Here is a 13,795-nt window from a genome sequence, read left to right as displayed (position 1 = left end):
GTTATGCAACTGCATACGGTAGTGAATATGTTCGGCGCTGATCTTCAGCGCCGTTATCACGAAAAGATCCATAAAATCGCCCTCCATGGCGGTTTCAACTGTCCTAATCGAGATGGCACATTAGGGCGAGGTGGCTGTACTTTCTGTAATGTCTCTTCTTTTGCTGATGAACAAACGCAATATCATTCGATAGAAGAACAAATAGCGTTACAAGCCAAAAATATTAACCGAGCACATCGTTACCTAGCTTATTTCCAAGCTTATACCAGCACTTATGCCGAAGTAGAATACTTACGTACTTTATATGAAACCGCACTATTACAAGCAGATATGGTAGGGTTATGTGTAGGAACTCGGCCAGATTGTGTTCCTGTTAGTGTATTGGATTTATTGCAAGGTTATCGCGATCAAGGCTATGAAGTGTGGTTAGAGCTGGGTTTACAAACAGCTCATGATAAAACATTGAAACACATTAATCGTGGGCATGATTTTCAGTGTTATCAAGCGACAACGCGAGAGGCTCGTCGTCGTGGTTTAAAAGTGTGTACGCACCTTATTGTCGGGTTACCACGAGAAGATCATCTGCTTAATATGCAGACATTAGAACGAGTGGTTGAAACGGGTACTGACGGACTTAAATTACATCCTTTACATATTGTTGAAGGTAGTACGATAGCTAAGGCATGGAAAGCAGGGCGTATTAATGCATTGACGCAAGAACAATATGTTTATACAGCGGGTGAGATGATCCGCCATACTCCCTGTGAAATTATCTATCACCGCGTTTGTGCCAGCGCGAGAAAACCGACCTTACTTGCCCCTGAATGGTGTGAAAATCACTGGCTGGGTATGAATGCGCTTTATCAAGATTTATTAAAAAAAGGTGTGCAAGGAAGCGGGATTGGTAATGCGTTTATTTCTTATTAAGTAAATTATTTCTTATATTAAGAATAAATGTTGAAACTAATAATTTCTCAAATTAAATCTTATAATTACTCATAATAAAAAAACGCCTTTAATCTTTATTTAATATTAATTAAAGGCGTTGGTTTTTTATCTGAAAAATCTAAATAACTACTGAATTAATTCCAAATCATCCAGTGCTTTTTGTAATGAAGGATAAAAATTAAGTTCTCCTTCAATAGGCGTGACTCTTGCTCTTGCCAACGTTTTTAAAGGTTGGAAGGGAATATCACACACAATCACATGAGTATCATGTTTGACATCAGTTACGAAATGTTGGAAGGCATGTAAGCCCCCTGCATCTAAGACTGGCACAGCATCCCATTGCATAATAACGGTTTTATAACCTTTGCTACGCTCACGTAATTCATTAAAAATACGCTCAGCAGCTGCAAAGAATAGCGGGCCATTAACACGCACAACTAATAATTGTTTATCATCATCGGTATAAGGAGATTCAGTTATTTTGGTCATATTGGCAATACGACGCATAAATAACAGTGAAGCTAATACAATACCGATAGTAATGGCAATGACCATATCAAAGAGAACGGTGAGTGATAAACATAATACTAAGACAATAATATCATCTTTAGGAGCGTGACGAATGAGATCAATAACTTTACGCGCTTCACTCATATTCCATGCAACAATTAACAGTAGTGCTGACATTGCGGCTAAAGGTAAATATGAAAGAAATGGGGCTAATACCAGTAAAGTTAATAACACTAACAATGAGTGAACAATCGCTGAAACTGGTGATGTTGCACCTGCGCGGACGTTAGCTGCTGAACGTGCAATCGCTGCAGTTGCTGTTATACCACCAAAGAAAGGGGCGACAATATTACCGACACCTTGTCCTAGTAATTCACCATTAGAGTGGTGCTTTTTACCTGTCATGCCATCAAGCACAACGGCACACAGTAACGATTCGATTGCACCTAACATTGCCATTGAAAAAGCCGCCGGTAACAAAGCAGAAACTGTACTCCAATTTAATTCAAGAGATACCCCAGTGCTTGGTAAATTCCAAGGTAAAACAAACTGAGGCAGTATCGGTGGAATACCTTGTCCAGTTGATCCATCTGGAAGTAGATAACTAAACTGCGAGCCAATCGTTGCAACTTCATGGCCGAACATATTCACAATACCCATTACTGCAGTACCCGCGATTAAAGCGGGTAAATGCCCTGGTAAGCGTAAATTTAATTTTGGCCAGTAGATTAAAACAAACAGTGTTGTTAAGCCGATAAGCGTATCACCAAGGTGAATGGTAGGTAATGCAGAACCTAAGGCAATAATTTTATCGATATAAGTTTCTGGTACATGCGCCATCTCAAGACCAAAAAAGTCTTTTATTTGCATGGTCGCAATGGTGATAGCAATCCCTGAGGTAAATCCCAGTGTTACAGAAACAGGAATATACTCAATGAGTTTACCAAAGCGGGCTAATCCCATAACAACTAAAATAACGCCAGACATTAATGTGGCAATCAATAAACCACTTAAACCAAATTGCTGAGATACCGGATAAAGTATTACAACGAAAGCTGCTGTGGGGCCTGAAACACTGTAGCGAGAGCCACCAGAAACAGCAATGACTATACCGGCAATAGCTGCGGTATAAAGACCGTATTGCGGAGGAACACCGCTACCAATTGCCAGTGCCATGGCTAATGGTATCGCGATAATTCCGACGGTGATCCCTGCAATAATATCTTTTAATAAACGTGCAAAAGAGTAAGGCTCTTTTACACATGCATCAATAAATGCACTAAAGGGGCGAACCCGGTTAACTTTATGAGTTTTCATTTAGGCTTAAACCAAAATAAGAAGTCAGATGCCGAATAACGGCGATAAGGAAAAGAGAGGATATCGCTTTTATTCGCTGATAATAATGTGATACATCAAATTATTAATGTATATCTTAAAGCTTAGTGAAAATTAAATCAATTAAACTAATAAGTTAACGTAAAGAGATAATACAATGTATCTTATTGTATTTATTCTGTTGCTTGCTTGAAAATAAAGTTTAAATTTATTTAAAAATTATAAAAAGCGTTTTATTTTAGAATAAATGTCATTTATAGAGAGATAATAAAAGTCGTTTTCTGTCATAAAAATACGAATAGAGTTAAATAGCAACTAGATAAGCTATTTTTGATCATTAAAAATTAATTATTAGAGATTGTTAACTGATAAAAAATTATTAAATAAAACGATTAAGCCAAAATAAAATAAGTGGGTGTTGTATACTAAAGAAATAGTATCGAAAAATGAGTTTAAATGGGCTATAGATGGAAGCGAGAAAAAATAACTAGAATGAAAGTTGATATTTTTTCTACAAAAAAATAGAGCCTAATTAAAAAACTAGGCTCTATCTTAGAATATGGCGGTGAGAGAGGGATTCGAACCCTCGATACGTTGCCGTATACACACTTTCCAGGCGTGCTCCTTCAGCCTCTCGGACATCTCACCGTATTGTTGTTGGATATGTACTTAACATCTCTCAACGGGGCGCTACTATAGGGAAAAGGAGCATAAGCGTCAACAGCTAAATGCATTTTTCTTTTAACTTTTGTATCAAGCAGTCAAATAAAAAACAATATGCACAAATGCTAGACAAATTATGTAGTAAACCAATTCACGCAATAGGTTAGCGTATTGAAAAAAGAATTGAGATTTTCGTTAACTGGTTAACATTCTCAACATTTTTATTAACAACTTATTCAAAGAGACTTGAAATCAGAACGTAACCCTCGCACCCTATGATAAAAATGCTGGAGGAAGGCACAATGAATATTATTTATTATCATCCTTTTTTTGACGCAGAGACATGGATCAACGGTATGAAGGCGCGTTTGCCGAATGCCAATATACGCATTTGGGAACCAGGCGATAATCAACCTGCTGATTATGCTATGGTTTGGCTTCCTCCTTATGAAATGCTTGCAAGTCGCAATCACCTTAAAGGTATTTTTGCATTAGGAGCGGGTGTTGATGCTATTTTAAAACAAGAACAACAAAAGCCTGGCACATTACCAACAGGTGTTCCTGTTATGCGTTTGGAAGACACCGGAATGGGGCTTCAAATGCAAGAATATGCGATTGCGAAAGTAATGTATTATTTTCGTCGTATGGATGATTATAAACGCCAACAATCACAACGTTTATGGAAACAGCTTCCTTCTCACTCTTATGATGATTTTGTGATTGGTGTTTTAGGTGCTGGTGCTTTAGGCGGGAGTGTCGCGACTAAACTCGCTGAACTAGGTTTTAAAGTGCGTTGCTGGAGCCGTAGTGAAAAGCAAATTAAGAATGTTGAAAGTTTTTATGGTAAAGAGCAACTTAATGACTTCCTTAAAGAGAGTAATTTACTGATTAACTTATTACCTTATACACCGGAAACTCATGGTATTTTAAATTTTTCTCTTTTTGAACAACTTAAACCTTCATCCTATTTAATTAACCTTGCTCGTGGTGCACATTTAGTTGATCAAGATTTATTAGAAGCGATAGACCAAGGATACATTGCTGATGCAACTCTTGATGTTTTTGCTCAAGAGCCTTTAGCAGGTATGCATCCATTCTGGACTCATCCTCGAGTTTCTATTACACCACATATCGCGGCCTTTACCATTCCAAATATTGCAATGGATACTATAGTTGAAAATATTCAACGAATTGAAAAAGGAGAGACTCCTTTTGGTGTGGTTGATATGGATAGTGGCTATTAAGTTTCTTTCTCTTATATTTTGATTTTAGAAAGTGGGCGATAAAATTTATATTTATCGCCTATTTTTATCTCTAATTATTAAATAATATTACATTTTTAGTGTGTTATATAAATCCATAAAATTTTAATTGTAAAAAAAGATATATATTAATTATTATCAATGCTTAGAACATATTATTAAAAATAACATTTAATATTAATAAATATAAAATTTAAATTTATTAATATAAATTTATTCGTTTAAACAGAAACCGCTTTTACTCTTAACGCTAGAAGAATACACTGTGTGTTTTTGTGGTTTTTATAGAATTAAACTCTAATTAATTGGTGTTATCGAAAAGATAAGTTTATTAAATTGTCATTTTAGTCAACTTGGTGATATAAAGTAGTTTCCCATGTTTATCAGACAATATACCTATGAATATAGCAGAACTTCTTGAGCAAATAGCAGAGAAAGGATGGTGTGTATGGGATGATTTCCTCACACCAGAAGCTGTTCAACAACTACGCACTTGTTTTGGTGACAATGCACAACAAGCTCGTATTGGTCGTCATGAAAATCGTCAAGCAGAAGCAGCAATACGTAGCGATAAAATAAGTTGGCTAGAGCCAGAAATGGGTGAACCAGTACAACATTATTTAATGCAAATGGAATCTATTCAACGTGCTGTTAATCGAGAGTTTTATTTAGGACTATTTGAATACGAAGCACATTTTGCGTGTTATGAGAAAGGAGCATTTTATAAAAAACATCTTGATGCTTTTAAAGAAAATGTAACTCGGCGCTTAACCACAGTGTTATATCTTAATGAGGATTGGACAACCGAAGATGGTGGCGAATTAGTTATCTATGATTTAAAGAATAACGAACTTGCGACAATCACACCAAAAGGAGGGCGTTTAGTTGTTTTCCTTTCAGAACAATTCCCTCATGAAGTGCTCCCTACTAATAAAGAGCGAGTGAGTATTGCTGGGTGGTTTCGAGTCAATGGTGTAAGAGATAATTTTCTTGATATTGCAAGTTAACTAATGCAACAAAAATGCTGTTGTCATAAAAGAGTTTTAAAATCGTTATAATAAAACTGTTTTAAAAGATAAGTAGCATGGGATTAGGCGCGTTTCTTATATTAAGCAAAAGCTTAATTATTAAGAGCGCGCTTTTTCTGTTTTAAAAGCTCCCTTTGGTTAAATTAATACTTATAATCATAAAAAAGAAAAAAGTTGATTTTCTTGTCGTTAAACGCACAATAACGCGAAACCTTTTAGGATAAAAAATACAATGAATGAATTCTCAATAGTTTGCCGACTTTTAGGCACATTATTTCAACGTGACCCAAATGATCCTATTTTAGCGCCAATTATTAAAATGGTTGGTGAAGGAAAATTGAGCCAGTTATGGCCATTGGAGCAAGATGAGTTATTTAATACATTAAAAAATAGTGTCAAAGATTTGGCTATTGTTGAAGCTGATTACCAATCTCTTTTTGGTGGAAATGCGCCTGCTGTATCCATTTATGCTCATGATTATGAAGAGATCAAAGAAGACGATGTTCGTCAATTCTTAATTGCAAGAGGTATGCCAGTTACTGATAGTTCAACAGACAGTTTTGGCGCTTTATTACTTGCTGCTTCATGGCTGGAAGATAATTCAGCAGAAGATGAAGTATTAGCTCAAATACAGTTATTTGATGAATACTTATTACCTTGGGCTGGGGCATTTCTTGGTAAAGTGGAAGCTCACGCAACAAGTGGTTTTTATCGTACATTAGCCGCAATTGCGCGTGGTGCGTTATCGGCATTACGTGAAGAGCTTTCTGATGATGAAAAGAGTGAAGATACTGAAGCAGAGTAATATCTTATTTTCTTTGCAAAGGTATTTTACTATTCATAAAAAAGGCAAACCATTAGGTTTGCCTTTCTCATTAATGTCGATAAATATTTTTAATCAACTCACGTAACTATTAGAGTTGGATCACGAATTTACCCGGTTTAACTTCAATGCCTTTTGCCAGTTTAAATGCCGCGGCTTCAGCGCTATTTTTCTCAGGATTGAGGATATAAACAGGGTGATTATCAAAATACGTTGCAATGGTGGCATCTAAATAAGGCTTTAATGCGACAACGACAGCATCCATTTTTTCTGGCGATACTTTATAGTTATCAATAGTCATGGACTTTATGTATATCGCACCTTGATCGGCTTGATAAGAAGGTTGACCTGATAATGTAAGATCAACTTTGGCACTTGTTTTACCAAAAAATGAATTAATTTTTAGATCGGCAGTACCTGAAAGGTTAATTTTACCCGGCTCTGTACGACCAATTTGGATTGAAAGATTACTTAACTTGATATCAGCGGATACAACTTCATCTTCACCAATATGTTTTTGAAGATTTGTTTTCCGGCTAATATAGTCATTAATCAAATTTTCACTTACATCAAATTGCTTGAGCTGATCACAACCCACCACAAAGCTTGTTAGTAATAATATGGTTGTTAGAAAAATAGCTTTCATAAACACTCCTTGATCATTGATAACTAAAAGTTTACCTGATATCTAAGGAGTAAGCATGGCTGTTTCTATTTTTTTACGATTAAATTGGCGATGTAGTGCGTAAAGCGTTATTAATCCTACCGTACCTAATAAGAACCAAGGTAATTCAGGCATATCAAATTGGTTACCTAAATCGTACATCCATCCACCACCGGTATATCCGATTGCGCCACCAAAGGCCAAGCCTAAGCGACTAAATCCCATATAACTGCCACGAGCGCGAGGATCAGCCAGGGAGGCACTTAATGTTTCGCGCGCAGGCTCTGCAGTGATCGTGCCGAGATAAAATAAACCAATAATTAAGAAGATGCCTTGTAATGAATGGATCATTCCAACAGGAAACATGCTGATGCTCATTAAAAATAAGCCTGCCATTAAACGCTGTTCCAATTTGAAACGTTTTTCACTCCAGCGCGCAATAGGATAGAGCAAGGTTAAAGAGAGTAATGCTTCAATGGCATACATCCATTTTACTGCTGTGGGAGTACCAGCGATATCGTTAACGATAATAGGGAACATCAACATGACTTGAACAGACAATACAAAATAGCCTGTTAACGTTAAGACATAACTGACAAAACGTTTATCCAGTAATACACGATTTAGCCCTTCTTTAATCGGTGTTCTGGTAGTAGATATGCGGTAAGCAGGTAATAACCAAGCATTAAATAAAGCAGCAATAACAAAAACACCAGCACCAACCCAGCATACTAAATGAAAATCATATAATAATAACCAGCTACCAATCAGCGCCCCAATAACTGCTCCTGCACTATCTTGCATTAATAATAGAGAATAAAAACGACCACGTTCATAAGGACGGGTTAATTTAATAACTAGGGCTGTGCGAGGTGGATCAAATAACGTTCCCCCTAATGCAGATAAAATGCAAGATAACCAAAGTATCCACGGTTGGTCTGCCATTGCCATTAAAGCAAAACCTAAAGCACGTAATAACATTCCAGTTATTATCATTGGTTTTGCACCAAAGCGGTCTGCGATGGCGCCACCAAAAATACCTAGGCCTTGCTGGACTAATTGTCTAAGCCCTAATGCAAAACCGACAATAACACCAGCCCAACCCAATTGTTCGACGAAACGAATAGAAATCAGAGGAAAAACGACGAAAAAACCTAAGACAACTAACATATTGTCAATTAGGAGGAAGTATTTACCCAAAGTACGGGCTTGTGTTACCAGTGCCATTACTCACCATCAATAAGCAAATAATTTAAATAAAATAAGGGGGGAATGAAATAATTTATTTCTTCGACTATTCTGTCTCTAAATGTGCATAATTCCTAGTAAATTAAAGATGATATTTTTTTATTAAGGTTAGTGGCAGAATAAGAAGAGTTACTTCAGAATTAGGCTTATTTATATCAAAGGATAATGGGATCGCAATGTTTGGTTATCGTGGTGGAGTTCCTAAAATTCGTTTCGAAACGACAAGAATGATAATTCGTTTAGCTTATGAACGAGATGCGGAAAAATTGGCTGATTATTATACATTAAATCGTCGTTTTTTAATTCCATGGGAACCCTTAAGAGATAAAACACATTATTTGCCTTCCGGTTGGGAACATCGTTTGCAATATATGAACGAATTACATCGACAAGAAAGTGCATTTCATTTTTTGTTGTTAACACCAACTGAAGATGAAATTATTGGTGTGGCTAATTACAGTAATGTGATGCGTGGTGCCTTTAATGCCTGTTTTTTAGGTTATTCCGTAGGTGAGAAATGGCAAGGTAAAGGTTATATGTCTGAGGCATTAACTGAAACGTTGCGTTATATGCAACGCCAGCAAGGTATGCATCGTATTATGGCGAATTATATGCCTCATAATTTACGTAGTGGTAATTTATTGGCGAAGCATGGTTTTGAACGAGAAGGCTATGCAAAAAATTATCTACAAATAAACCAAGAATGGCGTGATCATGTATTAACCGCATTAACAACAAGAACTTACTGCAAAAGATAAATAGCTCATGTTGTTAAGGATAAAGCACTGTTTATAATTATAGTGATATCTTTTTTTCAGTGCTTTTAATCCATATATTGATGCTAATAGTGATATCGAATTTGCCTTTAGTTGATTTTTTTCAACATATAATACCAATGTTGAATATGAAAAATAGATTGTGTTAGGCGCGATGATTCTTTTCTTTCAATATAAAACCCATCTTTTTGATATAAATAAAGAGCACCTTTATGATGAGTATCCACATAAAGTGATAAATATACTTTTTTCAGAATATCTTTACTGTATTGCGATATCCATTGAAGTATTGCATAAGCGATACCATGACCTTGATAAGTGGGTAAAACAGCAATATGAGCTAAATAAACTTCATTTTCTTTTGGCGTATAATCAAATAATGAAAAGAAAATTTTTTGCTTAATATAATGAGTAATGCCATAGCGCCAATAATTAGAGAAAGGTGTTTTAGCAAAAGAATTTGACATAAATTGAGCTTCTTTTGTGACTAAACAAAATGTTGCAATTATCTTTTCATTTTCGGTGACAACAAATTGTTGGCTATTCTTTTTACACGCTAGTGTATTCCAAATGGCTTCTAATTGCTGACTCTGTTTAGGGTGAGCACTATCAATATTAAAAGCATTCAATTTAAAACGAAAAGCTTGTGCAAACAATTGAATAATTTCAGGAATATCTGAAGGCTCTGCAACACGAAGCTGATAGTGTCCATTAAGTAATTGCATGATATCGTTACTCTGCAATAATAGGGTTAACTTTTAGACTGTTTGGTCTACTTTATTCTAGACTAATCAGTCTGATTTATTTTGTCTAGAGATTTTAGGTTATGAACAAGACAGCGACTGAAAAACAAAAAGCAAAAATGAAGCACATCATTGATGCTGCAATGCGTTGCTTTGCCGTAAAAGGCTTTCATTCCACATCAACAGCAGAAATTTGTCATGAAGCAGGGATGAGTCCCGGAAATGTATTTCATTATTTTCCCAATAAAAATGCGATTATTGAAGCGATTGCATTAGAAGATGCACAGCTTTTTGATGAGATTTTTTGTCGTTATGAAGCGCAAGAAGAGAGTATTCAGGCAGTTATTGGTTTAATGACAGAGATTATAGCGCTTTATAATCATCCAGAGTACGCGCGCATTAGTATTGAAATTTTTGCTGAAGCTTCACGTAATGCGAGTATTCACGAAATTTTCATTGAAAATGAAAGAAACAATAAGCAACGTTTGATTGCCATGTTAGAAAACGGTATTAAAAAAGGGCAAATTGATCCGCTATTAGAGCCAGAAAAAATGGCTACTTGGTTATTTGTGATTGCAGATGGTTCTATGGGGAGAAATATTATCGATCCTGAGTTTAGTGAAAATGATAGCCAAACGATGTTGGAATTAATGTTGAGAAAAATATTAGCTAGACCATAAATTATAGGTGTTTTTCTCTTATTGGAATTAGTTAAAAGTAAGTTGAAACTGCTTATTTTTAGCCAATTGATGATTGATTTTTCGATGTTAGAGACGGAGTATAGTCCCTTTCTTTTTATTCCATTCAACAAAAATTAGAATGACTTTATGAATTTACTTAAATCACTGGCCGCAGTGAGTTCTATGACTATGTTTTCACGGGTTTTAGGATTCATTCGTGATGCAATCATTGCGCGTATTTTTGGCGCAGGTATGGCAACAGATGCTTTTTTTGTTGCATTTAAATTACCGAATTTACTTCGTCGTATTTTTGCAGAAGGGGCATTTTCTCAAGCCTTTGTGCCAATATTAGCTGAATATAAAAGTCAGCAAGGTGATGAAGCAACACGTACTTTTATTGCTTATGTTTCAGGTATGCTAACACTGATCCTTGCCGTTGTTACGGTGATTGGTATTATCGCTGCACCATGGGTTATTTATGTCACAGCGCCAGGTTTTAGTAGCTCGCCAGATAAGTTTCAACTTACGACCGATTTATTACGAATAACCTTTCCTTATATTTTCCTTATTTCTTTGGCTTCATTAACGGGCTCTATTTTAAATACATGGAACCGTTTTTCCGTACCTGCTTTTGCACCGACATTACTCAATGTCAGTATGATATTTTTTGCTTTGGTAGTTGCACCTTATTGTAATCCACCAATTATGGCATTGGCATGGGCGGTTGTTGCTGGCGGAATATTACAACTTGGTTACCAATTACCACATTTGAAAAAAATCGGTATGCTTGTACTACCTAGAGTCTCATTTAAAAACAGTGCTGTTTGGCGTGTTTTAAAATTAATGGGGCCTGCTATTTTAGGTGTTTCGGTTAGCCAAATATCTTTAATTATCAATACAATTTTTGCTTCTTTCTTAGTGTCAGGGTCGGTTTCTTGGATGTATTATGCTGATCGTCTTATGGAGCTACCGACTGGGGTGTTAGGGGTTGCATTAGGCACTATTTTATTACCTTCATTATCGAAGAGTTTTGCTAGTGGTAATACTGAAGAATATAGAAAGCTAATGGATTGGGGATTAAGGCTGTGCTTTTTATTGGCACTACCTTGTACGATTGGTTTAGCTGTATTATCAGGGCCGTTAACAGCATCTTTATTCCAGTATGGTAATTTTAATGCTCATGATGCGTTAATGACACAACAAGCGTTAATCGCTTACTGTGTTGGGCTGATGGGACTTATTATCATAAAAATCTTAGCGCCTGGATTCTATTCTCGTCAGGATATTAAAACACCTGTAAAAATTGCTATCGCAACATTAATACTGACACAATTAATGAATCTCGCATTTGTCGGTAGTTTAAAGCACGTTGGTCTTGCGCTTTCTATTGGTATTGCAGCTTGTTTTAATGCCTCTATGTTATTTTGGCAAATTCGTAAAAAAGATATTTATCAACCTTTGGCGGGTTGGCCAGTCTTTTTGTTAAAACTAACAATTGCGTTGGTGGTAATGGGGGCTGTTTTAGTTGGAATGTTATGGATCATGCCAAGCTGGGATATCGGAAGTATGCTTATGCGTATTTTACGTCTATTACTCGTCGTTGTAGTTGGGGCTGGCAGTTATTTTGTTGCTTTGTATGTATTAGGTTTTAGGCCTCGTCATTTTTCATTACGCGCTTTATAGTTCATAAAATATGCTCCCCGCTTTTTGTATAAAAGCGGGGAGGTTTAAATTAACAATTTTTTTATCATTACTATTCCTCTCATTTAGATCCTTTCTCTATTTCTAGACTATTTATAATGCAACATTGATCACACTTTTGGCATTTAGTTAGATTAGCTCTATGCTGTTCAAAAAGAAAAATAGAATAAAAAAATACAGAAATTTTTTTTCTTCATTATTTTTTTATTAAATTTTTTTTCCAATTTCTGAATGATTTATACAGTTTTTCGGCATTGGAATGTGTTTTTTAAGTGAGATGCATAAATTAATTTAATCATTATTCATACCGAATATCTTTAGACAATTTGTTTACTTGTATAGCTATTCTACATAAAGTAAAAAAATAGACGCTATATTCTAAGCACTTACGGTTTGACGAATTATCTTTTTTTAGATAAACTCTCTGGTGTTGTTTAGGTTTAAAAAATGACACATCTGTTAAATATTTCTTACTTAATGATGAGATATTGCAAATATTTCAAAATATTGCAGTATATTTTAAAATATTTAATTTTTTTGATTTAAGACATATTATTATTTCTTTATTCAGGTAGATTAACCGTGACTGTAAAGTTATTTGCTTGTTATCGTTCAGTACTACTGAAAGTGATCATATCTATTTTGTCTGCGCTTCAAATAGGTAATACGATTGCTAGGGATAAGCAGTAAACAATAAGTCGTGTGAATAATGAAATTAATGCTAAATCTATTATTAATAGATAATTAGATTACTGGTAATTCGGTATGGTACACTAATTGTTGCTTTCATTTGTCCGCCATTGTTTTCTGTTTTTCCCTCTCTTTTCAAAACCTTCGCAATAGTTCTTATTTTTTTCCTTAATAGCTCAATAACTCAAATATTTCTCCATTTGTTCGCTATACTCAAGGCAGTTATAAACGATTAGATATTTCTAGTTTAAAGACTACTAAATAATCAATTAGACGGTTTTTAGTAAAAATAAAAATAAAAGAGTGTCAAGGAGCTACTATGAAAAAAGCAATTATCATTTCTGTATCATTAGCTACGTTATTTCTTGCTGGTTGTACTGCTGATGGAAAAATCAATACCTCAAAATTAACGCCAGTTAACTGTGTGGGTGTATTTGACAAAACAAATGAGCAACTGTCATTTACGGCTAAAGACGTCAACGATCGCCTTTATAGCCCAAGCAAGCCAATAGATAGTGTTGATGGTTGGATTGAGGTAAAAGATATCAGAGGGCTATTGTGTCAGGATGTTATAACTGCTAATGAAGATTAATGATTAAGTAGCATTGGAAGTGAGATTGAGTAATCGTTTGAAGTGTTTTTTAGCTATATCGAATTAAGAATTAATGTATAAAAAAACCGATGGTCAAATGCCATCGGTTTTTTGTTTCTGTAATTTGTGCGC

Annotated in this window: 12 protein-coding genes and 1 tRNA gene; 8 read left to right on the top strand and 5 right to left on the bottom strand. The window is 35.3% G+C overall.

Going from position 1 to position 13,795, the window contains the following annotated elements; all coding sequences use genetic code 11:
- Nucleotides 1–3 precede the first annotated feature (3 nt).
- On the top strand, nt 4–927 hold the full coding sequence (locus LW139_RS11450) for a TIGR01212 family radical SAM protein (protein ID WP_247849965.1): 924 nt from the start codon (nt 4–6) through the stop codon (nt 925–927).
- 147 nt (nt 928–1,074) lie between these two features.
- On the opposite strand, the gene dauA is transcribed toward LW139_RS11450, so the two are convergent.
- Nucleotides 1,075–2,775, bottom strand: a complete 1,701-nt coding sequence (gene dauA / locus LW139_RS11445; protein ID WP_247849964.1) for a C4-dicarboxylic acid transporter DauA — start codon at nt 2,773–2,775, stop codon at nt 1,075–1,077.
- Nucleotides 2,776–3,353: 578 nt separating this feature from the next.
- Nucleotides 3,354–3,441 (bottom strand) — tRNA-Ser (locus LW139_RS11440).
- Nucleotides 3,442–3,758: 317 nt separating this feature from the next.
- Here LW139_RS11440 and ghrA point away from each other — a divergent pair.
- The 3 genes from ghrA (at nt 3,759) to LW139_RS11425 (ending at nt 6,551) form a co-directional block, all read left to right on the top strand.
- Nucleotides 3,759–4,700, top strand: a complete 942-nt coding sequence (gene ghrA / locus LW139_RS11435) for a glyoxylate/hydroxypyruvate reductase GhrA (RefSeq protein WP_166539993.1) — start codon at nt 3,759–3,761, stop codon at nt 4,698–4,700.
- A 416-nt stretch (nt 4,701–5,116) separates the two neighbouring features.
- Entirely contained in the window at nt 5,117–5,725 is a 609-nt protein-coding gene (locus tag LW139_RS11430; protein WP_247849963.1) for a 2OG-Fe(II) oxygenase, read from the top strand.
- A gap of 253 nt (nt 5,726–5,978) precedes the next feature.
- Nucleotides 5,979–6,551 carry a TorD/DmsD family molecular chaperone gene (locus LW139_RS11425; RefSeq protein ID WP_247849962.1) on the top strand — a complete coding sequence of 191 codons (573 nt, stop codon included), beginning with the start codon at nt 5,979–5,981 and terminating at the stop codon, nt 6,549–6,551.
- 109 nt (nt 6,552–6,660) lie between these two features.
- Here LW139_RS11425 and LW139_RS11420 read toward each other — a convergent pair whose 3' ends face one another.
- Both LW139_RS11420 and mdtH read right to left on the bottom strand, forming a co-directional pair.
- A complete protein-coding gene (locus LW139_RS11420; RefSeq protein WP_166541098.1) occupies nt 6,661–7,215 on the bottom strand; it encodes a lipoprotein in 555 nt (184 codons plus the stop codon).
- A 42-nt stretch (nt 7,216–7,257) separates the two neighbouring features.
- Nucleotides 7,258–8,460: a multidrug efflux MFS transporter MdtH gene (mdtH, locus tag LW139_RS11415; protein WP_109407572.1), complete on the bottom strand. Its 1,203-nt coding sequence runs from the start codon at nt 8,458–8,460 to the stop codon at nt 7,258–7,260.
- Nucleotides 8,461–8,657: 197 nt separating this feature from the next.
- On the opposite strand from mdtH, the gene rimJ reads away from it, so the two are divergent.
- Nucleotides 8,658–9,239, top strand: coding sequence for a ribosomal protein S5-alanine N-acetyltransferase (gene rimJ / locus LW139_RS11410; RefSeq protein ID WP_166541099.1), 582 nt, complete (start codon nt 8,658–8,660; stop codon nt 9,237–9,239).
- A 107-nt stretch (nt 9,240–9,346) separates the two neighbouring features.
- Here rimJ and LW139_RS11405 read toward each other — a convergent pair whose 3' ends face one another.
- A complete protein-coding gene (locus LW139_RS11405) occupies nt 9,347–9,982 on the bottom strand; it encodes a GNAT family N-acetyltransferase (RefSeq protein ID WP_247849961.1) in 636 nt (211 codons plus the stop codon).
- A 101-nt stretch (nt 9,983–10,083) separates the two neighbouring features.
- Here LW139_RS11405 and LW139_RS11400 point away from each other — a divergent pair, with 101 nt between their 5' ends.
- The 3 genes from LW139_RS11400 to LW139_RS11390 all read left to right on the top strand — a co-directional run bounded on the left by LW139_RS11400 (nt 10,084) and on the right by LW139_RS11390 (nt 13,663).
- Complete coding sequence (locus tag LW139_RS11400; protein ID WP_109407569.1) at nt 10,084–10,680, top strand: TetR/AcrR family transcriptional regulator; 597 nt, start codon at nt 10,084–10,086, stop codon at nt 10,678–10,680.
- Between the two features lie 147 nt (nt 10,681–10,827).
- Complete coding sequence (gene murJ / locus LW139_RS11395) at nt 10,828–12,363, top strand: murein biosynthesis integral membrane protein MurJ (protein WP_166541101.1); 1,536 nt, start codon at nt 10,828–10,830, stop codon at nt 12,361–12,363.
- Between the two features lie 1,027 nt (nt 12,364–13,390).
- On the top strand, nt 13,391–13,663 hold the full coding sequence (locus LW139_RS11390; RefSeq protein WP_109407567.1) for a hypothetical protein: 273 nt from the start codon (nt 13,391–13,393) through the stop codon (nt 13,661–13,663).
- Nucleotides 13,664–13,795 lie beyond the last annotated feature (132 nt).

Source organism: Proteus vulgaris (genome assembly GCF_023100685.1).
GTDB lineage: Bacteria > Pseudomonadota > Gammaproteobacteria > Enterobacterales > Enterobacteriaceae > Proteus.
The sequence above is the reverse complement of the archived record's forward strand: the minus strand, read 5'-3'. Positions and strand labels throughout refer to the sequence as shown.

Excerpts from the sequence above, each read along its gene's own strand:
- LW139_RS11400 (WP_109407569.1), top strand. The coding sequence starts at position 10,084 with ATGAACAAGACAGCGACTGAAAAACAAAAAGCAAAAATGAAGCACATC.
- ghrA (WP_166539993.1), top strand. The coding sequence starts at position 3,759 with ATGAATATTATTTATTATCATCCTTTTTTTGACGCAGAGACATGGATC.
- LW139_RS11390 (WP_109407567.1), top strand. The coding sequence starts at position 13,391 with ATGAAAAAAGCAATTATCATTTCTGTATCATTAGCTACGTTATTTCTT.
- murJ (WP_166541101.1), top strand. The coding sequence starts at position 10,828 with ATGAATTTACTTAAATCACTGGCCGCAGTGAGTTCTATGACTATGTTT.
- LW139_RS11425 (WP_247849962.1), top strand. The coding sequence starts at position 5,979 with ATGAATGAATTCTCAATAGTTTGCCGACTTTTAGGCACATTATTTCAA.
- LW139_RS11450 (WP_247849965.1), top strand. The coding sequence starts at position 4 with ATGCAACTGCATACGGTAGTGAATATGTTCGGCGCTGATCTTCAGCGC.
- LW139_RS11420 (WP_166541098.1), bottom strand. The coding sequence starts at position 7,215 with ATGAAAGCTATTTTTCTAACAACCATATTATTACTAACAAGCTTTGTG.
- mdtH (WP_109407572.1), bottom strand. The coding sequence starts at position 8,460 with ATGGCACTGGTAACACAAGCCCGTACTTTGGGTAAATACTTCCTCCTA.
- LW139_RS11430 (WP_247849963.1), top strand. The coding sequence starts at position 5,117 with ATGAATATAGCAGAACTTCTTGAGCAAATAGCAGAGAAAGGATGGTGT.
- LW139_RS11405 (WP_247849961.1), bottom strand. The coding sequence starts at position 9,982 with ATGCAATTACTTAATGGACACTATCAGCTTCGTGTTGCAGAGCCTTCA.
- rimJ (WP_166541099.1), top strand. The coding sequence starts at position 8,658 with ATGTTTGGTTATCGTGGTGGAGTTCCTAAAATTCGTTTCGAAACGACA.
- dauA (WP_247849964.1), bottom strand. The coding sequence starts at position 2,775 with ATGAAAACTCATAAAGTTAACCGGGTTCGCCCCTTTAGTGCATTTATT.